General features: G+C 38.5%; 21 protein-coding genes. 10 read left to right on the top strand and 11 right to left on the bottom strand.

Annotation, left to right across the window (positions count from 1 at the left end; genetic code table 11):
- The 3 genes from PP182_RS18485 to PP182_RS18495 are packed head-to-tail and all read left to right on the top strand — an operon-like array spanning position 1 to position 3,156.
- Positions 1-603, top strand: a complete 603-nt coding sequence (locus PP182_RS18485) for a SprT-like domain-containing protein (RefSeq protein ID WP_272652753.1) — start codon at positions 1-3, stop codon at positions 601-603.
- Position 604: 1 nt separating this feature from the next.
- The gene (locus tag PP182_RS18490; protein ID WP_272652754.1) at positions 605-1,684 is read left to right on the top strand and encodes a mannose-1-phosphate guanylyltransferase; all 1,080 of its coding nucleotides are present in this window, start codon (positions 605-607) and stop codon (positions 1,682-1,684) included.
- Positions 1,685-1,686: 2 nt separating this feature from the next.
- A complete protein-coding gene (locus PP182_RS18495) occupies positions 1,687-3,156 on the top strand; it encodes a DUF389 domain-containing protein (RefSeq protein WP_272652755.1) in 1,470 nt (489 codons plus the stop codon).
- On the opposite strand, the gene PP182_RS18500 is transcribed toward PP182_RS18495, so the two are convergent.
- Both PP182_RS18500 and PP182_RS18505 read right to left on the bottom strand, forming a co-directional pair.
- Positions 3,153-3,920 (bottom strand): ABC transporter ATP-binding protein, encoded by a 768-nt coding sequence (locus PP182_RS18500; RefSeq protein WP_272652756.1) that lies wholly within the window; start codon positions 3,918-3,920, stop codon positions 3,153-3,155. The genes PP182_RS18495 and PP182_RS18500 overlap by 4 nt on opposite strands.
- A complete protein-coding gene (locus PP182_RS18505; protein ID WP_272652757.1) occupies positions 3,920-4,657 on the bottom strand; it encodes an MlaE family ABC transporter permease in 738 nt (245 codons plus the stop codon). Before PP182_RS18505 ends, PP182_RS18500 begins: the two co-directional genes overlap by 1 nt.
- Positions 4,658-4,768: 111 nt before the next feature.
- Here PP182_RS18505 and pafA point away from each other — a divergent pair, with 111 nt between their 5' ends.
- The gene (gene pafA, locus PP182_RS18510; RefSeq protein WP_272652758.1) at positions 4,769-6,439 is read left to right on the top strand and encodes an alkaline phosphatase PafA; all 1,671 of its coding nucleotides are present in this window, start codon (positions 4,769-4,771) and stop codon (positions 6,437-6,439) included.
- Between the two features lie 8 nt (positions 6,440-6,447).
- Positions 6,448-7,236: a glutamate racemase gene (murI, locus tag PP182_RS18515; protein WP_272652759.1), complete on the top strand. Its 789-nt coding sequence runs from the start codon at positions 6,448-6,450 to the stop codon at positions 7,234-7,236.
- 23 nt (positions 7,237-7,259) lie between these two features.
- On the opposite strand, the gene PP182_RS18520 is transcribed toward murI, so the two are convergent.
- A complete protein-coding gene (locus PP182_RS18520) occupies positions 7,260-7,754 on the bottom strand; it encodes a dihydrofolate reductase (protein WP_272652760.1) in 495 nt (164 codons plus the stop codon).
- Between the two features lie 135 nt (positions 7,755-7,889).
- On the opposite strand from PP182_RS18520, the gene PP182_RS18525 reads away from it, so the two are divergent.
- Both PP182_RS18525 and PP182_RS18530 read left to right on the top strand, forming a co-directional pair.
- Positions 7,890-8,975 (top strand): aminotransferase class V-fold PLP-dependent enzyme, encoded by a 1,086-nt coding sequence (locus tag PP182_RS18525; RefSeq protein ID WP_272652761.1) that lies wholly within the window; start codon positions 7,890-7,892, stop codon positions 8,973-8,975.
- 150 nt (positions 8,976-9,125) lie between these two features.
- Positions 9,126-9,422 (top strand): isoamylase early set domain-containing protein, encoded by a 297-nt coding sequence (locus PP182_RS18530; RefSeq protein WP_272652762.1) that lies wholly within the window; start codon positions 9,126-9,128, stop codon positions 9,420-9,422.
- A 50-nt stretch (positions 9,423-9,472) separates the two neighbouring features.
- Here the strand turns inward: PP182_RS18530 and egtD are convergent, their stop codons facing one another.
- The 8 genes from egtD to PP182_RS18570 form a co-directional block, all read right to left on the bottom strand.
- Complete coding sequence (gene egtD / locus PP182_RS18535) at positions 9,473-10,438, bottom strand: L-histidine N(alpha)-methyltransferase (protein WP_272652763.1); 966 nt, start codon at positions 10,436-10,438, stop codon at positions 9,473-9,475.
- A gap of 15 nt (positions 10,439-10,453) precedes the next feature.
- On the bottom strand, positions 10,454-11,614 hold the full coding sequence (gene egtB / locus PP182_RS18540; RefSeq protein WP_272652764.1) for an ergothioneine biosynthesis protein EgtB: 1,161 nt from the start codon (positions 11,612-11,614) through the stop codon (positions 10,454-10,456).
- Between the two features lie 69 nt (positions 11,615-11,683).
- Positions 11,684-12,508, bottom strand: a complete 825-nt coding sequence (locus PP182_RS18545) for a thymidylate synthase (RefSeq protein ID WP_272652765.1) — start codon at positions 12,506-12,508, stop codon at positions 11,684-11,686.
- Positions 12,509-12,640: 132 nt separating this feature from the next.
- Positions 12,641-15,613 carry an alkaline phosphatase PhoX gene (locus PP182_RS18550; RefSeq protein ID WP_272652766.1) on the bottom strand — a complete coding sequence of 991 codons (2,973 nt, stop codon included), beginning with the start codon at positions 15,611-15,613 and terminating at the stop codon, positions 12,641-12,643.
- 158 nt (positions 15,614-15,771) lie between these two features.
- Positions 15,772-17,235 carry a NupC/NupG family nucleoside CNT transporter gene (locus tag PP182_RS18555; protein WP_272652767.1) on the bottom strand — a complete coding sequence of 488 codons (1,464 nt, stop codon included), beginning with the start codon at positions 17,233-17,235 and terminating at the stop codon, positions 15,772-15,774.
- An 18-nt stretch (positions 17,236-17,253) separates the two neighbouring features.
- Entirely contained in the window at positions 17,254-17,883 is a 630-nt protein-coding gene (locus PP182_RS18560) for a bifunctional nuclease family protein (RefSeq protein WP_272652768.1), read from the bottom strand.
- An 85-nt stretch (positions 17,884-17,968) separates the two neighbouring features.
- Positions 17,969-18,934, bottom strand: coding sequence for an electron transfer flavoprotein subunit alpha/FixB family protein (locus PP182_RS18565; RefSeq protein WP_272652769.1), 966 nt, complete (start codon positions 18,932-18,934; stop codon positions 17,969-17,971).
- Between the two features lie 34 nt (positions 18,935-18,968).
- Positions 18,969-19,709 carry an electron transfer flavoprotein subunit beta/FixA family protein gene (locus PP182_RS18570; protein WP_272652770.1) on the bottom strand — a complete coding sequence of 247 codons (741 nt, stop codon included), beginning with the start codon at positions 19,707-19,709 and terminating at the stop codon, positions 18,969-18,971.
- Positions 19,710-19,887: 178 nt separating this feature from the next.
- Between PP182_RS18570 and PP182_RS18575 the strand changes: the two genes are divergently transcribed.
- From PP182_RS18575 to PP182_RS18585, 3 genes are all read left to right on the top strand, one after another.
- The gene (locus PP182_RS18575) at positions 19,888-20,865 is read left to right on the top strand and encodes a pyruvate dehydrogenase complex E1 component subunit beta (RefSeq protein ID WP_272652771.1); all 978 of its coding nucleotides are present in this window, start codon (positions 19,888-19,890) and stop codon (positions 20,863-20,865) included.
- A 105-nt stretch (positions 20,866-20,970) separates the two neighbouring features.
- Positions 20,971-23,472: a DUF5686 family protein gene (locus PP182_RS18580; protein ID WP_272652772.1), complete on the top strand. Its 2,502-nt coding sequence runs from the start codon at positions 20,971-20,973 to the stop codon at positions 23,470-23,472.
- 72 nt (positions 23,473-23,544) lie between these two features.
- Positions 23,545-24,072, top strand: coding sequence for an inorganic diphosphatase (locus PP182_RS18585; RefSeq protein WP_272652773.1), 528 nt, complete (start codon positions 23,545-23,547; stop codon positions 24,070-24,072).
- Positions 24,073-24,080 lie beyond the last annotated feature (8 nt).

Consider the following 24,080-nt stretch of genomic DNA (forward strand, 5'->3'; position numbering starts at 1 on the left):
ATGGAACAGGTCCTTGGAAAATATTTACCGGAACGCGCTGTAAATTCATGTATGGAACTGATTAAAGTAAATGCCGTCCACTTGAAAATAGTGAATGAAAGAGTTACCAGACATGGGGACTACAGAAGACTTTCCAATGGTAAACATTTGATCACCGTTAATGCCACCTTAAACAAATATCGTTTCTTAATTACCTTGGTACATGAGATTGCCCATTTGGTAGCATTTGAAAAATATGGACGAAGAATAAAGCCACATGGAATAGAGTGGAAGCGAACTTTTCAAGTTTTGATGCTGCCTTTGCTAAGACCTGAAATATTTCCATCCAAACTCTTGCCTCTATTAGCGCTACACTTTAAAAATCCTAAGGCAAGTAGTAGTACGGATGCTAGATTGTCCATAGCTTTACAACAATTTGATAAACAACAAACCGATAAAACCTACGTTTTTCAACTACCTTTCGGAAGTGTTTTTAGAATTTACAACGGAAAGTTTTTTAGGAAAGGTAATAAGAAAGTGAAAAGGTTTGAATGTGTTGAGATTAAAACAGGAAAGGTATACCTGTTTCAACCCAATGCCGAAGTTGAACTTATAAATAGTTGAGATGAACAAAAATTATTATGCCGTTTTGATGGCCGGTGGCGTGGGATCAAGATTTTGGCCCATCAGTACCACAGAGTATCCAAAGCAGTTCCATGATATGTTGGGAACGGGAACAACATTGATTCAGAAAACCTTTCAACGACTAAATAAGTTTATTCCCACCGAGAATATATTGATTCTTACCAATGAACGGTACAATGAATTGGTTTTGGAGCAATTACCTTTGGTAAAACAAGATCGGATAGTTTTAGAACCTGCCATGCGCAACACGGCTCCTTGTATTTTGTATGCGGCACTGAAAATTCAGAAAATGAATCCCAATGGTGTTATGATCGTGGCACCCAGTGATCATTGGATAGAGGATGAAGAAGCTTTTGCCGCAAATGTAACCGCTTGTTTTGAAAAATGTGAAAAGGAAGATGTTCTTTGTACTTTGGGAATTAAACCTACTTTTCCCAATACCGGATTTGGTTATATTGAATTTGATAAATCGGACGAAAATCAAATTAAAAAAGTAAGTCAATTCCGGGAAAAACCGGATTACGAAACTGCAAAAGACTTTTTGGTACAAGGAAATTTCTTATGGAATGCGGGTATTTTTATGTGGAGTGTTTCCACAATTGTAAATGCCTTTAAAGCATATCAGCCTAGCCAATTCAAACTCTTTAATGACGGTACCTCTCATTTGAACACAGCAGGGGAAAAAGGGTTTATAGCCGAAAACTACCCCAAAGCTGAAAATATTTCCATTGATTACGCCATATTGGAAAAATCCGAAGCAATTTATGTTTTGGGGGCTACCTTTGATTGGAATGATTTGGGTACATGGGGTTCGTTATTCGATAAGTTGGATAAAGATGATACTGGGAATGCAGTAGTCAACGCCAAGTTGTTATCAGAAAACGCTACCGGTAATATGATACGTTCACCAAAAGGGAAAATAGTTGTTGTGGACGGATTAAAAGATTATATCATAGTTGATAAGGAAGACGTACTTTTAATCTATCCTAAAGCTAAGGAACAAGACATAAAAAAGGTGCTAAATTCGGTCAAGGAAAAATTTGGTGATAATTACGCTTAACTATGCAAGATAAATTTGGTCAAGACAATGTAACCCCAACCGATAATTCCCAAGATAGCGGTGACGAGGTAAAAAAGGATTTTCAAGGTTTGCTCGGAAGTGTCAAAAAGTTTCTATCTGAACTTTTGGACATAAGAACGAATACCGATCAAGATGCTACCAAAGAGGCCATAATTGCCGACATTCCCTTTAAGGGGCATACTTCCTGGATTCTTATTTGCTCCATTTTCATTGCATCCATTGGTTTGAATGCAAACTCCACCGCGGTGGTAATAGGCGCCATGTTAATTTCTCCGCTAATGGGACCCATTTTGGGGATAGGGATGTCCGTGGGGATCAATGATATAGACACCTTAAAAAGATCCTTGAAAAACTTTGGGGTTATGGTGGTCCTAAGTGTCTTGACCGCTTTTCTCTTTTTTAAATTTTTTCCTTTACAGGACGAATCATCAGAGCTATTGGCAAGAACTGCCCCAGATATACGGGATGTACTTATTGCCTTTTTTGGTGGTTTGGCACTTGTCATAGCCAGAGCAAAAAAGGGTACCATAGCCAGTGTTATTTTTGGTGTGGCCATTGCCACCGCTTTAATGCCACCCTTATGTACGGTTGGCTTCGGTTTGGCCATCGGTAATTGGGATTATGCGGGCGGTGCCATGTATTTATTTACCATTAATACCATTTTTATTGCTTTGGCCACCTTTTTGGTCATTAAGTTGCTCAAGTTTCCAATGGTACGCTATGTAAATTCCAAAAGGCGTAGGCTCATTGCTAGATTGGCATCCGTTGTTGCTATCGCAGTGATGATACCGGCTGGTATCACGTTTTGGAATGCATTACAAGAATCCTTATTTAGGAAGCAAGCGAATATTTTCATAGACGAAAACGTTGCACCCTATCAATTTTCGGGACAGGGCCGATTTTTGGAGGACTTTACGGATTTAGAATATAATAATGGGAATAATTCAATAATCGAATTGGTCTTTATGGGAAATGAAGCTATTCCAGAAAATATAATTGCTACCTGGCGTGGTAAAATGACCGACAACCCAAGACTAAAAAATACGGAATTGGAAATAATCCAAGGCGGTCAGAATGAGGAAATTGATCAACTTAAGTATGTAAACGAGTTGTATGAGACCCAGAAAAATCAATTGAACAGCAAGGATGAAAAAATCGCCTTTTTGGAAGGTGAACTGTCTAGGTTGAATAAAAGTGCATCAGGTCAAATCCCATTTAAGGATATTAGCTTGGAAGCTAAAACGAACTACGAAAACTTATCGCGTTTGGGATATTCCTATCTCATATCTACGGACTTTGAAAAAACAGATACAATTCCTGTATTTGAAATAACATGGAAAAAGGAGGCTAGAAGGAATCAGACCGAAAAAGACGCCCAAAAATTACAGGATTGGCTTAAGCTCCGCTTGAACAATGACAAGATTCAAATTAAGGAAGTAATTGCAGACTAATTACGTTCTTCAATATACATTTGTCTAACCTTTTTGAAGAGATCGGAGGAATAAACAAAATTGGTGACGGCTTCGTTATCGGTTTTAAAGATTTCATTCTTGGTGCCTTCCCATTCTTTGAGTCCATCTTTAAGAAAGAGGATTTTTTCACCTATTTGCATTACGGAATTCATATCGTGCGTGTTGATGATGGTGGTAATATTATATTCTTCCGTGATTTCCTTTATAAGGTCATCAATTAAAATGGCCGTTTTAGGATCTAGACCAGAATTAGGTTCATCACAAAAAAGATATTTGGGATTCATGACGATGGCCCTTGCTATGGCGACTCTTTTTTGCATACCCCCTGAAATTTCAGCTGGAAATTTATTATGGGCGTCTACCAAATTTACTCGGGCCAAAACAGTATTCACCCGATCTTCCATTTCTGAGTTGGATTGTTTGGTAAACATTTCCAACGGAAACTTTACATTGCCTTCTACGGTCATACTATCAAACAAGGCACTCCCTTGAAAAACCATGCCCATTTCTTGTCGTAAATCTCTTTTTTCATTTTCCGTAAGACTTGAATATGCCTTACCATCGTAAACGATACTACCTTCTTCTGGCGAGAACAATCCCAAAAGACATTTAAGAAAAACAGTCTTTCCGGATCCACTTTGACCTATAATGAGATTTGTTTTTCCTTTTTCAAATACGGTGGTTATACCCTTTAGAATATGGGATTTACCGAATGATTTGTGTATGTCGTTCACCTCTATCATTAGCCCAGTAACAATTGTGTTAGTAAATAGTTTAAGATAATAATTACAACACTGGTCCATACAAAAGATGTTGTACTGGCCTTACCAACTTCAAGTGCACCACCTTTCATATAATATCCATGGAAAGAAGGAATGGTAGCAATAATAAAGGCAAAAATTAAGGTTTTTATAAAGGCATAGGCGATATGAAATGGAACAAAATCGGTCTGGAGACCAGTAACAAAATCGGCACTGGTTAAAAATCCTCCAAATACACCTGCCAACCACCCTCCAAATATTCCTACATACATGGAGATTGCAATGGCAAAGGGATAGAATAACATCGCGATTATTTTAGGAAATACTAAATAGTTAAGGGAGTTGACCCCCATAACCTCCAAAGCATCGATTTGTTCCGTTACTCTCATGGTTCCAATACTCGAGGTAATGTAAGAACCTACTTTCCCCGCCATAATTATGGATACAAAGGTTGGAGCAAACTCTAATATTACGGATTGTCTTGTAGCAAACCCAATAAGACTTCGTGGTATTATTGGACTGGTCAGGTTTAAAGCAGTTTGTATGGCTACAACCGCACCAATAAAGAAGGAGATAAAAATAATGATGCCAAGTGACCCATAAACCAATTCATCTATTTCCTTTAAAATCAGGGATTTCATTATACGCCATTTGGTGGGCTTTCTAAAAACCTCTACGATCATTATGGAATAGCTGCCAATCGACGCTAAATAGTTCATTTACTAAAAATAGATTTCTTATCGTAAAAATAACAATAAAGGATTTGATTTAACTTCCATTTCATTTTTTAAGGGCTATTTTCTTTATTTTTACACTACAATATTTTAAGTATGAAAATTAGTCTACCATCAATTTCCCTCACATTTTTATTAAGTATTTTATCTTTTTCATTTTGCTATTCGCAGCGAAGAAATAACGTTGAGGATGATGCAAAATTAAGGTCGCGACCCAAATTGGTGGTCGGTATAGTTGTGGACCAAATGCGATACGATTATCTGACACGTTTTTATGATCAATTTGAAGAAGGGGGTTTTAAAAGAATGGTAAAAGAAGGTTTCAATTGTAAAAACAATCACTTTAATTATGCACCAACAAGTACGGGACCCGGACATACATCAGTTTATACGGGAACGACACCAGCTACCCATGGAATTATAGGTAACAATTGGTACGATAAAGAAAACGATATCGAAGTTTATTGTGCCTCCGATGATACCTATGCATCGGTAGGTACAACTTCAGATGCCGGACAAATGTCACCGCATCGCATGAATGTAACCACGGTTACGGACGAATTAAGATTACATACCCAGATGCGTGGTAAGACTATTGCCATTGCCTTAAAGGATCGGGGGGCAGTGCTCCCTGGCGGACATACGGCCAACGCTGCTTATTGGTTTTATGGGGGTAATGAAGGAAAATGGATTACGAGTACCTATTATATGGATGCTTTGCCGAAATGGGTAAATGAATTTAATAGTTCTGGAACCGTACAGTCCTATAAAAAAGCTTGGAACACGCTGCGGGATATTAATACGTATGTGGAAAGTGGATTGGATGAGAATACTTTTGAAGGTCTATTTGATGACGAGACCACTTCAACTTTTCCTCACAACCCACAAAACTTATTGGATAAAACCAAAGATTTTGATGTTATTAAAGATACGCCTTATGGCAATAGTTTAACCGCCGATTTTGCAATTGAAGCGCTTAAACAGGAAGAATTGGGAAAAGATAACATAACTGATTTTTTGGCCATAAGCTTTTCCAGTACGGATTATGTAGGGCATATGTTCGGTGTTAATTCCAAAGAAGTAGAAGATACTTATATAAGGTTAGATTTGGATTTGGAACGTGTATTCAAAGCACTTGACAAAAATGTGGGAGAAGGGGAGTACACCGTGTTTTTAACTGCGGATCACGGAGCTATTGATGTACCTTCGTATTTGCTATCAACAAGAATTCCTGCGGGCTATGTTGATAATACTGCGACCAAGAATAGGTTCTCGGAATTTTTAAAGTATAAATACGGGACCGAGGATATCATCAAGAATTTTTCCAATTACCAATTTTTCTTGGACCATAAAATTATAAAGAATCTGGATTTGGATGTTAGTGAGGTTCAAGAGGATATAGCTAAAGAATTTTTAAGTTACGATTATATAGATAGGGTGTACACAGGATATCAAATGTGGCAGAATAACTATACAACAGGAATTCCTTATATCTTACAAAACGGCTATAACCAGAAAAGATCAGGAGATGTTTTATTAGTTCTAAAGCCGGGTACAATAAGCTATTCCAAAACAGGTTCCACACATGGTTCTCCCCAGATATACGATACACATGCCCCTTTACTCTTTTTTGGAAAGGGAATTAAAAGTGGTAGTACAGTGGAACGAACCGAAATTCCCGATATAGCTCCTACCATATCTGCTTTATTAGGAATTTCGTTCCCTAGCGGAACTACAGGTAAACCAATTTCAGAGGTGTTGCGATAACAATTAATATGAGCAAAAGCCCCATAGGTATTTTTGATTCTGGAGTAGGTGGTACTTCTATATGGAAGGAGATTAACAAACAGATGCCTTATGAAAGTTGTATTTATTTGGCAGATAGTAAAAATGCTCCATATGGAGAAAAATCCCCTAGGGAAATACTGGATTTGAGCATCAAGAATTCAGAATTGCTTATTGCACAAAACTGTAAAATAATAGTTGTGGCTTGCAATACGGCTACGACTAATGCCATAGACTATTTAAGACAAAATTACCCAGTTCCATTTATTGGAATTGAACCGGCAATTAAACCAGCGGCCTTAAACTCAAAATCAAAGAAAGTTGGTGTTTTGGCTACTCGAGGTACCTTAACAAGTGCACTTTTTCATAGTACTAGTCAAAACCATGCCGCGGGTATTGAAATCATTGAAAGGCAAGGAAAGGGCTTAGTGGAATTAATAGAAAAAGGAGACTTGAAAAGTGATGCTCTTAAATCACTATTGATTGAATTTGTTCAACCCATGCTGGATAAGGGAATCGATTATTTGGTCTTGGGCTGTACCCATTATCCTTATTTAATTCCGATTTTAAAAGAATTACTGCCAGAGGATGTCCTAATTATTGATTCTGGAGAAGCGGTTGCCAGACAAACCATGGCCATTCTTAAGAAGCAAAAATTATTGAGCAGCAGTGTTGAGGTCGGTACACATCAGTTTTATACAAATACAGGTACAGAAGTTTTAGAACGTTTTGTAAAAACGAGTGCCTCGGAGGTAACTACAAGCTACTTGGATTTTTAGAATTAATTCAAAAACCTTGAAAATTATGGCCTTCTCTCATAAGTGACATATGTAAAATCGAATTTGTGCTTTTCATCTTTGGGGTGATATTCTTTTTCAATCACTTCCCAAATGTCTTCATCAATTTCAGGAAAATAGGTGTCCGCTTCAAATTGCCCATGAACTCGGGTTAACTCAATGAAGTCGGAGTATTCTTCTCCTTGCTTATAGATTTCACCACCGCCGATTATATAGGCTTCTTCGTTGGATATTAGATTTAATGCATCCTCAATGGAGTGTACCACAATACAATGGTCATAGTTTGTAGTATAGTTTTCATCTCTTGTAATAATGATATGTGTACGGTTGGGTAGCGGTTTTGGAAAACTTTCAAACGTTTTTCTTCCCATAATAATTTTATGGCCAGAAGTTAATCGTTTAAATCGTTTAAAATCATCAGGTAGATGCCATAATAGGTCATTGTCCTTTCCAAGTGAGTTGTCCTCACCGGCAGCAGCTATCATAATAATTTTTTTCACGGTTTTCATTTTTAATCAATCAACAAAAAGCGGACCATATAAATTGCTATGGCTATCTTTAGAGAGCAAAGTTAATTAAATGTGGAAAGAGATATTCGCTATTGATGCAAAGACATCTTTTTCAAAATATAAGCTATGGAAAAAATTGCAAAGGAATTTCCTGTCCTTAGAAAAAGTACCTATTTAAATACCGCCGTCTATGGTCCACTATATGATTCCTTAATAGACTGGAGACAGGAACATGATTTGGATTTTCTTCTGCATGGAAGTGAATTGTGGGAGCATACACTAAAAACTTTGACCGATACCAGAGCAACCATCGGTAGTTTTTTTAATTGCAAGAAAGAAAATGTGGCCTTGGTTTATAACTTTTCAATAGGGTTGAACTTACTCTTGGAAGGGTTGGACACCAAAAAAAAAGTACTGCTTCTAGAGAATGATTACCCATCACTAAATTGGCCTTTTGAAAGTAGGAAATTCAAGACCAAGGTCTTAAAGATTACTTCCGATGTCGAGGCAGAAATTGAGGAAGCCGTGAAAAGCGAAAACATAGATGTTTTTGCCTTCAGCATTGTGCAATGGTTAGACGGGTTTTTCATTGATCTGGAATTTATTAAACGTTTAAAAAAAGCCAATCCTGATGTATTGATAATTGCCGATGGCACTCAATTTTGTGGTGCCTCGGCATTTGATTTTAAGACTTCCGGTATCGATGTTTTAGGTGCTAGTGGATATAAATGGTTATTGTCCGGTTATGGCAATGGTTTTATGCTTTTAGGTGAGAATGCTGCGGAGGAATTTTCGGTACCTACTATAGGTTTTAATGCCGCCAACGGAAATTACAAGAATAAAGATACTTTAACGCTAGCCAAGAAATTAGAACCTGGTCATTTGTCCAGTCTTAATTTTGGTAGTTTAAAATTCTCACTTGACTATTTAAATGGTATAGGGATGGATAACATTACCGATCACAATGAGATTTTGTCCAAAAAAGTTAAAAAGGAGTTAGCGGCACTGGGAGTATTGGACGAAAATATCGTAGAACGGAAAGTACATAGTACCATCTTTAACATCAAGGCGGATGAAAAAATGTACAAGAAGCTAACTGATAACGATATACTCTGTTCGCAAAGAGGCCACGGAATAAGAATCAGTTTCAACTTTTACAATAATGAGGATGATTTGGCATCCTTGGTAAGAATTTTAAAAAAAGAGAAGTAGGAATTATTTACTTCGAATAAATCCAAGATAAAATTTTAATACCAAAGTGAAACTAAGCTAAATTTTTGTCATATTGATAAAAATGACATTAAGCATTGACAATGAGGATTTTAATGTATTAGTTTTGCTAGGAATTTAAAAACTAAAATCATGGCAATTGCAAAACAATATTTGAAAACAAAACCAGTGTGCAAGGTTACTTTTACCGTTCCCGCTGAAGACGCTAAAAAAGTAGCTGTAGTTGGAGACTTTAACGATTGGAGCCCAAAAGGAAGCACTTTGAAAAAATTGAAGAACGGTACCTTTAAAGGTACTTTCGATTTACCTAAGGAGAGTACTTATGAGTTTAAGTATTTGGTAGATGGTGAATTCATAAACGAAACCGAAGCTGATGGTTATCAGTGGAATGATTATGCAGGTTCTGAGAACGCTGTTTTAGCTTTGTAACTATTGTTCTTGAAGGAAATAAAAAAGGCATGCCATTAGCATGCCTTTTTTTATATTGTAAAAACGTAATCTTTAAATGCCTTTGAGTGGTTTTGAAAGGATTCTTGTATTTTGAGACCGGCCTCCTTACCCAACCAGTTTACCATATCATCATCATATTTTTGGGAAATTTCTGTATGTATGGTTTCCCAAGCCTTAAAGTGGATCGAAACATCTAATTTTCTCAAAAACACTTTTTGTTCCACTTTTGAGACCAAATAACTTTTCGCAGTACCATTTTCAGGGTCGTAATTTTCCCAGTGCATAAATTTATTCAAATCAAAATCTGCTTGTAACTCCTTATTTATTCTATTCAAAATATTTTTATTGAATTGGGACGTAATACCTTCTTTATCATTGTAGGCATCCAATATAGACTGAGGATTCTTTTTTTGGTCAACTCCAATAAATAGGATATCGTTGGGTTGCATGAGCTGCCTAATTTCACTTAAAAAATGAATAGCTTGATCATGTTTCAAATTGCCGATATTGGAGCCAAGAAAGAGGATAACTTTTCTTTTGTGGTTTCGACTATCAAGTTCCTTTAAGGCTTCAAAATAGGTCCCTTGGAATCCATCTATTTTCACTTTAGGTAATTCAGAGGTAACCGAAGCTGTCAATTTTTTTAATGAATTTTTACTTATATCAATAGGAATATAGGTAAACTCACAATTTTGCTCGCATAATTCCTGTAGTAACACTTTAGTTTTCTTTCCATCACCAGCTCCGAGTTCAATTAGGTCAAAGTCCCCGTTACTCTTGAACATTGCGGCAATCTCTTTCTTGTGATTGTTTAAAATATCATATTCCGATTGCGTTAGATAATAGGTTGGCATTGCCATTATCTTCTGAAAAAGTACATCCCCAATCTCATCATAAAAATATTTAGAGGATAAATGTTTTGGAAAGTCATTTAGCCCTTCACATACTTCTTGTTCAAAATCGGTTAGTTTAATTGTTTTTGGAGGTTGTTGCATATTGAAAAGAGTATGTTATTTGGCCAACCTAATTCCCGTGAATTGCCACCTTAAATGGGGATGGAAAAAATTCCGGTAGGTTGGTCTGGAGTGTTTTATGGGAGTTGCAATGGAGCTTCCGCGAAGTACTTTCTGATTTACCATGAACTTGCCATTGTATTCCCCAAGGGCACCTTTGGCTTTTTTATAATTGGGATAGGGGAGATAGGCACTCTCCGTCCATTCCCACCTTTGACCCCAAGAAAAGTGTTGTTGGGCTACTTCCCATTCGAATTCTGTGGGTAGTCTACAGTTTTTAAATTGTGCAAAGGCAAAGGCTTCAAAATAAGAGACGTGGCTAACTGGGGCTTCCATATCGATGGGGTGTAGACCGCTCAAAGTATATTGATGCCACTTACCATGAATTTTATGCCAATAGTAAGGCGCTTTTATTTTGTTCTGTTTCACCCAATCCCAACCTTCGGCGTGCCACAGTTCAAAATTTTTATATCCATCTGAATCGATGAATTCTGTAAACTCAGCATTTGTAACCAGTTTATTGGAGATTTGAAAATTATGTAAGAAGACTTTATGTCTACTTAACTCGTTGTCAAAGCAAAATTCATTGGTTTTATGGCCAATCGAGTATACGTTTTCTTCAACGGATATCCATTCTTTTTCTGTGACCTCAATTTCATTTTCTTTATAAAAATCAGAATACTTTGGAAAAACAGGGTTGTTTCCTAAAATGTATTTTATGTCCGTTAGCAAAAGTTCCTGATGTTGCTTTTCATGATGTATTCCTATTTCCAAAATTTCGAGTACTTCACCAGAATTGACCTTTTCTAAAAGAATTTTCATATGATCATCCACATGCTCCCGGTAAGCATATATTTTACCGACGGAAGGTCTGGATAGATTTCCCCTTTTGGCCCTGATTACGCGTTCGCCTATAGTTTCGTAATAGCTATTGAAAATAAATGAGAAATCCTCATCATACGTCTTATAACTGTCCAGAAAAACGTTTAAAATGAATTCTTCGAAGAACCAAGTAGTGTGCCCTAGATGCCATTTGGGCGGGGATACATCTTCAATAGGCTGTACCACGTAATCCTCAATTTCTAAAGGGGCACAAATGGCTTCGGTTTGTTCCCTTGTTTCAATAAAAAAATCTAAAAGGGAGTCGGTTATAATCATCTTACCAATTTTGTGAAAGATAATTATTACAGCTTAAAATTTTTAACTTAAGAAGTAAAGAAATTGATACTATACAGCAACGATACCTTTAATATGGGGGTGCGGATTATAGTCGAGCAAAGTAAAATCCTCAAATTTAAAATCGAAAATATCCTTCACGTCCGTATTCAAAACCATTTTGGGTAAAGGCCTAGGTTCCCTACTCAGTTGAAGCTCCACTTGCTCCATATGATTGTTATAAATATGGGCGTCACCAAAAGTATGTACAAAATCTCCAGGTTCATAATCACATACTTGTGCCATCATCATGGTAAAAAGGGCATAGGAAGCTATATTGAAGGGTACGCCTAAAAAGATGTCCGCACTTCTTTGATAGAGTTGGCAGGATAGTTTGCCATCTGCCACATAAAATTGAAAAAAGGCATGGCAAGGAGGTAGGGCTGCCTTTCCATTAGACACATTTTCGGAAAATGATTTAGAAGTATCTGGAAGTACGCTCGGATTCCAAGCGGAAACCAACATCCTTCTACTGTTCGGATTGTTTTTTAAATCGGCTATAACTTCTTTTATTTGGTCTATCTCATCATTGTTCCAATTTCTCCATTGATGACCGTATACGGGTCCTAAATCTCCATTTTCATCGGCCCACTCGTTCCAAATACGAACACCATTTTCTTTTAAATAATCGATATTCGTATCCCCTTTCAAAAACCATAATAACTCATAGATTATAGATTTAAGGTGAAGTTTTTTTGTAGTAACCATGGGAAACCCATCGCTGAGGTCAAAACGCATTTGATAACCGAAAACACTTTTGGTTCCGGTTCCGGTTCTATCTCCCTTTTGGTTTCCTTCTTTTAATACATGCCTTAATAAATCGTGATATTGTTTCATTTCTTGAATATTGGGCCACCTTTTTTAAAGGAAACCGTCATAAAGACAAAAATAGAATTTAAGGATAATTTTTTGTTACTAAAATAGAGGTAGTTTATAAAAAATTATCAACCAAATGGTGTAGGTATTTGGTTAGCGCTTTATTATTTTCTTTGAACTGATGTATCCTTGTTGGTCATTCAAGTATAGGAAATAGATGCCAGAAGAAATTTGGATTAACTCAATCTCAATAATTCTTTTATTGTCAAAGGTATTTTTCAGTACCAATTGATTGTTGGAATTTACAATTGTTAAATTGACCAAGGGGTAGACTTTGACTAAATCAATTTCGATAGCCTCAGTTGTCGGATTTGGATAGACAATAACCTGTGTTTCTAAGGACAACGTTGCAGGGTCTATATTGGAATAGCCCTCTCCTGGCTTTTTACAGGCCATTATGATTTTTTCGGAATCTGGAATTCCACTTTCATTTAAATTCAAATACCAAATGGTTTCAGGATTTATAAATGGATTACTATCGTCGCAATCCGTTGTCGGTAATATATTTTTTGTGTAACCCAACCCTGGCGAGTTACAGCTCTCCATCGTTGGTTGAACCGCATAGCCGTCACCATCACCGTCCAGATACCATGTAGATACTTCAAAAACATTGGGGTCGGTATCGTCACAGTCCGTTATCGGTAGTATATTTTGAGTATAACTAGTTCCCGGGGAGCTACAGCTCTCCACGGTAGGTAGAACGGCATAACCGTCACCATCCGCGTCGAGGTACCAAGTGGTAACTTCGAATACGTTAGGATCAGTATCATCACAATCGGTCGTTGGCAATACAATTTTTGTATACCCAAAACCGGGCGAGTTACAGCTTTCCAGAGTAGGTAGAACGGCATAACCGTCGCCATCTGCGTCGAGGTACCAGGTGGTAACTTCGAACACGTTAGAATCAGTATCATCACAATCGGTCGTTGGCAATTCATTTAATGTGTACCCCGTTCCAGGCGAGTTACAGCTTTCCACAGTTGGTAGAACGGCATAGCCATCACCGTCAGCATCCAGATACCATGTGGTCACCTTGAACACATTTGGGTCGGTATCGTCACAATCGGTCGTGGGTAAAACGTTTTGGGTATAACCAGCTCCGGGCGAGTTACAGCTTTCCACAGTTGGCAGAACGGCATAGCCATCACCGTCGGCATCGAGGTACCAAGTGGTAACTTCAAAAACATTGGGGTCCGTATTGTCACAATCGGTCGTTGGCAATTCATTTAATGTATACCCCGTTCCGGGCGAGTTACAGCTCTCCACCGTTGGTAGAACGGCATAACCGTCACCATCTTCGTCCAGATACCAAGTGGTTACTTCGAACATATTAGGGTCACTATCGTCGCAATCCGTTGTGGGTAGTATGTTTTGAGTATAGCCCGTTCCCGGGGAGTCACAGCTCTCCACAGTTGGTAGAACGGCATAACCGTCACCATCCGCATCCAGATACCAAGTAGAAACCTCAAAAACATTGGGGTCCGTATCGTCACAATCGGTCGTGGGTAAAACGTTTTGGGTATAACCAGCTCCGGGCGAGTTACAGCTTTCTATGGTGGGTAGAACGGCATAGCCATCACTGTCGGCATCCAGGTACCAAGTAGATACTTCAAAAACATTGGGGTCGGAATCATTACAGTCGGTAGTTGGCAAAACCTCTATGGTATATCCCGGTCCTGGACTAATAGCACTAGAAACGGTGGGTAGAATTGCATAACCGTCGCCATCTGCATCCAAATACCAGGTATATTCGGTTGAACTACCAAGGTTCTCTTTTAATGCAATTACTATGGCGGTGTCTTTATCAAAACTAACTTCGACTCCAGCTGCATCTGTCTGTGTTGAAGACGAATTGCCTGAGTTTGGATGTTGAATTGACATAAAGAGGAATCTATTGTCTGGACTAAAGGTTATTCCGGTGGGTTCGGAACCTGCAGGAGTTGTACCAAATATTTCTACGCGTGGGTTAGCTTGTGTATGACCATTTTTAACTACCCAGATATAGTTGTTGTCACCATCTTGAAGTACCCAAAGGTTGCCTTCATTGTCAAAAGCCATATTATCATTACCGTATCCCCAATTTACATTTGTATTGCCATTTTGGTGTTGAATAGTATAGCTGGCATTCCCTACAAAGGTTTCCATATTTATTACCGTTGTACCTGAAACTGGGTCTGAATCTTGAAATCGGTAAACCCTGTTTTCATTCTTGACCGCAAAATATATGAATCCATTAGGGCCAATTTCTACGTCTTCGATTCCGCTAAATACGGTAGCTCCAACCGTCGCACTTTGTTCATTGGTGGTATTTCGCTCCTCTGGGGTTGTATTGTTTAAAAGAACCCATTCTCCAGACCCATTTTTAGAGCCTCGATAAACATAAAGTTTGCCACTACCTAAGTCTTGTTGGTTATCCGCTACAAATTTAAATAAGTATCCTACCGTGGCATCTGCGCCTTGGTATGCCGTTCTTTGATTATTATGGATTACTAAGTTTTCATGTTTGAAATTACCGAGTGCCCATCTTTTATCGATAACCGTTTTTGTGACAGGATCAATTTCAACGGCCCAACCAAAATCATCGTACCCGTCGCCATTGCTATCAATTGGAAAGGGATACTGGTCGGCTATTTCTTGAGAAGTATATTCCTCACAAGTAATAATGGTGTTCCATGGTGTTACGGTACCAGAACAATTCGCTATGGTGCCTACTACACCACTGAAATCTACTTTGGATGAAAAGGAAGTTGACCATAATCCTGTAACTGTATTGAAGTTAATATCCAAAATGGATACCCCTCCCGGTACAGTTTCTGAGTTGAGGCTTAAATATCCTTTTTCATTGCTATTATTGATAGGTACATAGCCCGTAAAATCAATGTAGCCAGGTAAATTTCCACCTTGAGAAAGAGGGTCGTCCCTACTGATAATTTTTTGAAAGGTATGGGAAGAAGGAATAATCAAATCAGTATTTTGACCCGTAGGCACTAAGGATTGAAAATCGCCAATATTTTGACCTACAACTACTTGCGTGATCAATAGAACGAACAATATAGAAAGTCTCATTTATATGTTTCGATTAGAATGATAGCCTTTATCATTAAGATTAAGTATCTGTGAACAAGGTAGTTAATAGAAAATTCTAAAAGAGGGAAAGAGGGGTAAAATGTATCATTTCTCGGTGAATGATATAATGAGGGTAGAGATGGTCATTAACTCAATGCCTACCCCAAAATCATGCCCGCTATAGTTGCAGATAATAAAGAAGCAAGTGAACCACCCAATACAGCCTTCATTCCAAACTCGGATAGTGTTTTTCTTTGACCTGGAGCCAAGGAACCAATTCCTCCAATTTGAATGCCAATAGAAGCAAAGTTTGCGAATCCACAGAGCATATAAGTCGCCATGATTATGGATTTTTGGTACCCTAAACTTGGGGCAATGGATAGATTTTTTAATTCTGCCAATTGCGTATAGGCTACAAACTCACTTGAGGCTAACTTAATTCCCAATAGTTGACCCATTAAGGCTATATCTTCATTCGCAACCCCGATAAGCCACATTAATGGGGCAAAAATGGTTCCCAATATAGCTTCCAAGGATAATTTTTCAAACGAAGAATGCTCGGCGACGAACTGATTTAGATGGGTTACATCGCCAATTAACCCAAAAATACCGTTTAGCATGGCAATGAAAGCAACGAATACCAATAACATGGCCCCTACATTAACCGCTAATTTTAAGCCTTCGGTCGTCCCATTAGCGATGGCATCCAACAAATTGGTTCCTATTTTTTCTGTAGAAACCTTTATGTTGGTATCCACTTCTTCGGTCTGAGGACATAATATTTTTGATATTACAATGGCACCTGGGGCGGCCATTACCGAAGCGGCAATAAGATGGCGTGCAAATTCCAGGCGCAAGGCTTCATCATTTCCTCCTAAAAAACCAATGTAGGCTGCCAATACCCCTCCGGCCACGGTGGCCATACCCCCGATCATGACCAGGAGAATTTCCGAACGGGTCATTTTTTCCAAATAGGCTTTGATCATTAAGGGAGCCTCTGTCTGACCTAAAAAAATATTTCCCGCGACCGATAAGCTTTCAGGCCCAGATATTCCCAAGGATTTTGTGAGTAACCAGGCTAGGCCTTTCACTACTTTTTGAATAATGCCCAAATAAAAAAGGACAGAGGTTAAAGCAGAAAAGAATATAATGGTCGGTAAAATTTGAAATGCGAATACATAGCCAATATTCGGGTTGTCAAGATTCATAAGATTCCCCAATAGGAATTCACTTCCGGCAACGGTAAAATTCAAAATTTCATTGAAAAGCTTTCCTAATACCGTAAAGATGGACCTAATAAAAGGAACCTTTAATATTCCTACGGCCAGTGAGAGTTGAATGGCAAGACCTATGCCTACCGTTTTCCAATTGATAGCTCTTCTATTAGAACTAAACAAAAATGCCAAGGCGAGCAACACCAACATTCCAAGGACGCCTCTCCATAGACTATGGAACGAAAAGCCCTCGTTGGGTAGGGCAGATGATATCCCAGCTTCTGAAACATCATTCAAAACGGTAGTGTCAACCGAGTTGGTTAAAACCGCTGTGGTGTCTGGGGTTTGGGAAAAAATTATTAAAGTGAAAAAGAAAAGAAAAATGGACAGGCAGGTGTTTTTTTTCATGCGTAAGGGTTTGACCTTTCAATTCCTTTTGGATATTTCATCCCTTAATTTCGCAGCTTTTTCGTAATCTTCGTTAGCAACTGCCTTTTTTAATTCTTGTTCAAGCTCATCTATGCTTAATTCTGTATAGCCGTCGGTGGCGCCTGAATCGATTTCAACCGTTTCACCTTCCTGAAGAATTTCATCAACTACAATACTTTCATCGTTTTCCTTCTTTTCGGTATCCTTCGCCGAAAACTTTAAGAAAATACCAGCCTTGTCCAAAATGGTCTTATAGGTAAATATGGGCGCATTGAAGCGTAGCGCCAAGGCAATAGCATCACTGGTCCTAGCATCGATAATCTCCTCTATGCCATCCCTTTCGCAAATAATACTGGAATAAAATACACCATCTACCAATTTGTGGATGATAACCTGTTTTATAACAATGTCAAAGCGGTCCGCAAAATTTTTAAAAAGGTCATGCGTTAAGGGCCTGGGAGGTTTAATTTCCTTTTCCAGCGCTATGGCAATGGATTGCGCCTCAAATGCTCCAATAACTATGGGTAATTTTCTATCCCCTTCCACTTCATTCAATATAAGGGCGTAGGCGCCATTTTGTGTTTGGCTATATGAAATCCCTTTTATTTTCAGTCGTACTAAACTCATAAATATTATAAACTAAAAAAGCTGTTCAAACACTTGGGACTCCAACTATTTGAACAGCCCTTTGTGGGGCACAAATTAACAAAAATTAGCTGTTTTGAGCTTTAAATTCCTTTAATTTTTCGATTAACTCCGGTACTACTTCGAATGCATCGCCCACAATTCCGTAGTCGGCAGCCTTGAAAAATGGGGCCTCCGGGTCGTTATTAATGACCACTTTTGTTTTAGAAGCACTAACACCGGCAAGGTGCTGAATCGCTCCAGAAATTCCTATAGCTATATAAAGATTACTGGCAACAGGTTTACCTGTTTGTCCAACATGCTCACCATGAGGTCTCCAACCTAAATCGGATACTGGTTTGGAACAAGCTGTGGCCGCTCCCAACACATCTGCCAACTCTTCTATCATTCCCCAATTCTCCGGACCTTTTAGTCCTCTACCGGCCGATACCACGATGTCGGCATCGGCAATGGTGGCTTTACCGACCACTTTATCTATATTGGTGGATTTGGTCTTAAAATTGCTATCCACATCAACAGAAAAGTCTTCTACGGTAATATCGGTTTTGTTCTCTATGGTGCCAAAAGCATTGTTTGAAACTCCGATAATTTTTATTTCCGTTGTAATCTCGGTATGTGCAAATCCTTTGTTACTGAAAGCCGTTCTTTTAACTTGAAATGGTGAAGTGCTTTCCGGTGCCGTCACTACGTTTGGTACATAACCTGCTTTTAGTTTAGCAGCTAGTAGCGGTGCCATATATTTAGCATCGGAACTGGAACTCACGATAAGTACGGTTGCGTTTTCTGAGGAAATAGCACTTGCCAATACATCGGCAAAGGCCTTGGCATTGAAAGGTTTTAAGCTATCGTCCTGTACGTTTAAAACTTTAGAAATACCATAATCGCCCAAAGTCTCATTTTCCGAACAATTGATGGAAACGGCAGTTGCCGTAGTTCCCATTTGTTGTGCTACCTTAGTCGCATAAGATGCAACCTCATGGGCATTTTTTTTGAATTTTCCGTTTTCGGATTCTGTATATACTATAACTGACATTGTTCTTGTTTTTTAAATTGTGCTTAAGAAGCTACTATATTACTTTGGCCTCATTATGAAGAAGTGTGACAAGTTCATCAACGTTATCGGCTAATTTAATATCACCCTTGGGTGCAGGCTTGTCAAACTTTTTATCATCAGTGGCGTGAATCCCTTCTATGGGCTCTACCACATTTAATGCTTTTTTTCTGGCCATCATGATACCGCGCATATTGGGGATACGAAGGTCACTCTCTTCTACCAGTCCTTTTTGACCACCTACAACTAGAGGTAAGGACGTGCTTAAAGTCTCTTTTCCACCATCAATTTCCCTAACAGCGGTAATTGTTTCTCCATCGATCTCTAACTTTATACAGGTATTTACAAAATTCATATCTAATAAAGAGGCAAGAATGCCAGGTACCATCCCACCGTTGTAATCGATGGACTCCCTGCCTCCGATAACAAGATCATATCCTCCTTTTTTAACGACTTCGGCTAATTGTTGTGCTACAAAAAAGCCATCGGTCGGAACGGCGTTTATTCTTATGGCCTCATCGGCACCAATGGCCAAGGCTTTTCTCATGGTAGGTTCTACATTGGCCTCGCCAACGGTGGCAACATGAACGGTAGCGCCCTGTTTTTCTTTTAACCACATGGCCCTCGTAAGTCCAAATTCATCGTTGGGGTTAATAACGAATTGTACACCGTTGGTGTCGAATTTAGTATCCCCGTCGGTGAAATTTATTTTTGATGTAGTATCGGGTACATTACTTATACAAACTAATACTTTCATTTAGTAAAATCTTTTTTAGATGACAGGAACGAAGATAACCAATAATTTCCAAATTTACTATGCATGCATAGTAAATTTTATAACTTTTTTTAAAACTACCATCCGCTAATTTGACATATAATTTCCTATTTTTGCTTGCTTTCAAATGAAAGGTTAAAGACTAATATTTCTTACTAAGATGAAAACACTACAGTTTAGGGAAGCTATTGCGGAGGCTATGTCCGAAGAGATGCGCAAGGATGAATCGATTTATCTAATGGGTGAAGAGGTAGCGGAATATAATGGCGCTTATAAAGCTTCTAAGGGTATGTTGGACGAGTTCGGGGCCAAAAGGGTAATTGATACGCCTATTTCCGAACTTGGTTTTGCGGGAGTAGCAGTTGGTTCTACCATGACCGGAAACAGGCCCATTGTAGAGTTTATGACCTTTAACTTTGCCTTGGTCGGTATCGATCAAATTATTAATAATGCCGCGAAGATTCGGCAGATGTCCGGTGGACAATTTCCATGTCCAATTGTCTTCAGAGGGCCTACAGCTTCTGCAGGTCAATTAGCTGCCACGCATTCACAAGCCTTTGAAAGTTGGTATGCCAATTGTCCAGGATTAAAGGTGATAGTTCCTTCCAATCCCGCAGATGCCAAGGGATTATTGAAATCTGCCATTCGGGATGATGATCCGGTAATCTTTATGGAGTCGGAACAGATGTATGGTGATAAAGGGGAAGTTCCGGAAGGTGAATATACCATTCCTATTGGTGTGGCCGATATACGCAGGGAAGGAAAAGATGTAACTATAGTATCCTTTGGAAAGATTATTAAAGAGGCGGACAAAGCTGCCGATGAACTTGAGAAAGAAGGAATAAGTTGTGAAATTATAGATTTACGTACGGTTAAACCTATGGATTATGAGGCTATCGTAAAGTCCGTCAAAAAGACGAATAGACTGGTAGTGCTGGAGGAGGCATGGCCATTTGGAAATGTGGCGACCGAAATTACTTATCACATTCAGGCGAACGCTTTCGATTATTTGGATGCCCCGATTATAAAAATAAATACTGCCGATACGCCAGCGCCATATTCTCCCGTTCTATTGGAAGAATGGCTACCTAACTATAAGGACGTTGTAAAGGCCGTTAAAAAAGTGTTATATAAGTAATAGTTGAACGTTGTAAAGGTATCTTAGCTTCTTCGACCAATGTTGAAGAAGCTTTTTTTATTGGTACGTTATTTGTTACGTGCCTTGAGGAGAACAACTTGTTAAATGAAAAAAATCTTTTTCTATTTTCTACTTTTTTTGGGCATAAGTGCTGCAGGTCAAACCAAGGTTGGCGGTCTGGTTATCGATGAAAGTGGAGAACCCGTTGCTTTTGCAAACATTCTATTTAAAAACTCCACCGAAGGTACCATAACCAATGATAATGGAAGATTCTATCTGGAATCGGACAATAACCATGAGGTCCTTGTCGTATCTTTTATTGGATATGAAAATAAAGAGATTCCCTTGTTATCCAAGGTCAATTATGATATGGAGGTGGTACTTGCCGAGGCGGCAGAACAGCTGAACGAAGTGGTATTGATATCCGGAAAGCAATCCAAAAAAAATAATCCGGCTGTAGATATTCTTAGGAAAATTTGGTCCAAGAAGCGTGAGAATGGTATTCGAAAGTTTGATCAGTATGCCTTTGATAAGTATGAAAAAGTAGAATTCGATTTAAATACTATCGACAGTGCCCTTATGAAGCGCAAGATATTCAAAGGCCTAGAGTTTGTTTTTCAGGATTTGGATACTTCAAGAATTACCGGTAAAACATATCTCCCTATCTTTTTAAATGAAACTTTTTCTAAAGTTTACGGTGACAATAATCTAAATGAAGAGAAAGTGGATGTTTTAGGAAACAAAAACTCAGGTTTTGAAAATAATCAGGCCATCATAGCGTTTGTGCAGGATTTGTATCAGAGTTATGATATCTATGACAATTACTTAAAGTTTTTTGATAAGAGTTTTACCAGTCCATTGTCCAGAACGGGGATAGATACTTATAATTATGCGCTTAGGGATAGTGCCTTTATAGATAACAAGTGGTGCTATAATATCGTGTACTATCCAAGGAGGAAAAACGAGCTTACCTTTAAGGGGGATTTCTGGGTCAATGACTCTACGTGGGCGGTAAAAAACATCAACTTAGAGGTCACTAAAAGTGCAAATATCAACTGGGTCAAAGAAATCTATATCGAGCAGGATTTTGAGGTGGTCAATGATTCTTTATTCCTGTTAAAAAGGGATTACATGCTGAGTGATTTCAGTTTTCAGAAGAAGGAAGAATCAAGAGGGGTATATGGTAAGCGTACCACGGTTTACGACAACTATAACTTCGACAATAAGAGGCCCAGAGAGTTCTATAGAAAGGAAATAAACCCACTGGACATAAATACAATAGTGAAGGATGAAGCCTTCTGGCAAGAGAATCGTCTTGAAGCTCTGAATAAGGACGAATCCGGGATTTATAAATTATTAGATACCTTAAAAACAGTGCCTAAATTCAAGACCTACTACAACGTGGCAAGTATACTTGGTTCCGGTTATGTAGAGATAGATAAATGGGACTTGGATATTGGAACTTTTTATGACTTTTTTGGTTATAACCAGGCCGAGGGTCCAAGGGTTAGAATTGGGGCACGGACCTATCGAGGACAGAATGATTTGTGGCGATTGGAAGGCTATGTCGCCTATGGTTTTACTGATCGGAAAATGAAGCACGGATTAAGTGGTAAGTTTTTGATAGACCCCAAAACGAGATTAATTGTCTCCGGTGGTAATCGGCGCGATATTGAACAATTGGGCGTAAGCCTAACCGCGACGAACGACGTATTAGGCAGAAGTGTGGCTTCATCCTCTCTTTTAACGGTAGGTGCCAATAATCGGTTGACCAACATTAATTTAAGTGCCTTGAACTTCGAAGTTGAACCCATTACCAATTTTAGGATTTCTTTGGGTGGTACCTTTAGAACCTTGAGTTCCGCATTACCCAACGATTTTAGTTTGGAGTACGTAGATCCAGAATCCCCTTCAGGAATTTCTTCGGAAATAAGACAATTTGATTTTAATACTTTACTGATCTATACACCAGGGAAGAAAACAATAGGTTACGGTGTGGAACGTCGAGATGTCAATGATACCTACAGTACATTACTTCTTAACTATACAAAGGGAACGGATGGCGTATTGGATAGTGATTTCAATTATCAAAAACTACAGTTTTCATATAGTCAACCGTGGCAATTGGGTGGGTTCGGTAGGCTATTAAGTACCGTAGAACTGGGTAAAACATTTGGGGAGGTGCCTTTGGGGCTATTAAGTGTTGTTCCGGGTAACCAGACATTCTTCTCCAACTATGGAACATTTCCAAATTTGGATTTTTATGAATTTGTCACGGATACATATGCTTCTGTCCATTTAGAGCATAATTTTAATGGAAGACTCTTCTCTAGAATTCCTTTTTTGCGTAAATTAAATTTGAGGGAAATCGTTGGCCTGAGAGGAGTATGGGGCGACCTATCTGATGAAAATATAGCCTTAAGCGCACCAGCAACCGTAAATACACCTTTGCGGGCTCCATCAGAAAAAATATACTATGAGTACTCTTTTGGAATTGGAAACATATTTAAGATTTTTAGAATAGACTTTAACTTTCGAGGTAATTATTTGGATAATCCAAATGCGAGACCCTTTGGGGTAACCGGTACTTTCGGTTTTAATTTTTAATTAAGTAAATTTCACAATTAATATATGGAAGTCACGTTCCATAAACCAACATTATAATCTAAACGAAAAATTATGGCTGCGAAAAATGGACAGACTTTCGATGTATTAATAGAGATTCCAAAAGGGAGTAGAAATAAATACGAGTATGATTTTACATTACATAAGATACGATTCGATAGAATGTTATTTTCTTCAATGATGTACCCTGGTGATTATGGGTTTATTCCTGAAACTTTGGCATTGGACAAGGATCCTTTGGATGTATTGGTTATGGGTACGGAACCTACCTATCCTATGACGGTTATGGAAGTAAAGCCGATTGGTGTTTTCCATATGACCGATGAAAAGGGCCCAGATGAAAAAATTATCTGTGTGCCGATTTCGGACCCTATTTGGAGTAAGAATAATGATATAAGTGATTTAAACCCACACCGTTTAAAAGAAATTGAACATTTTTTTCAGGTGTATAAGGATTTGGAAGAGAAGAAGGTAGACACCGGAGGTTGGGGTAACGCTCAGGAGGCCATAAAGATTTATAAGGAGTGCGTAAAGCGATACGAGGAAAGTGACCATAAGGATAAACGCACTTTTATGATTTAACCAAAATA

This window comes from Maribacter sp. PR1, assembly GCF_028464145.1.
Classification (GTDB): Bacteria; Bacteroidota; Bacteroidia; order Flavobacteriales; family Flavobacteriaceae; genus Maribacter.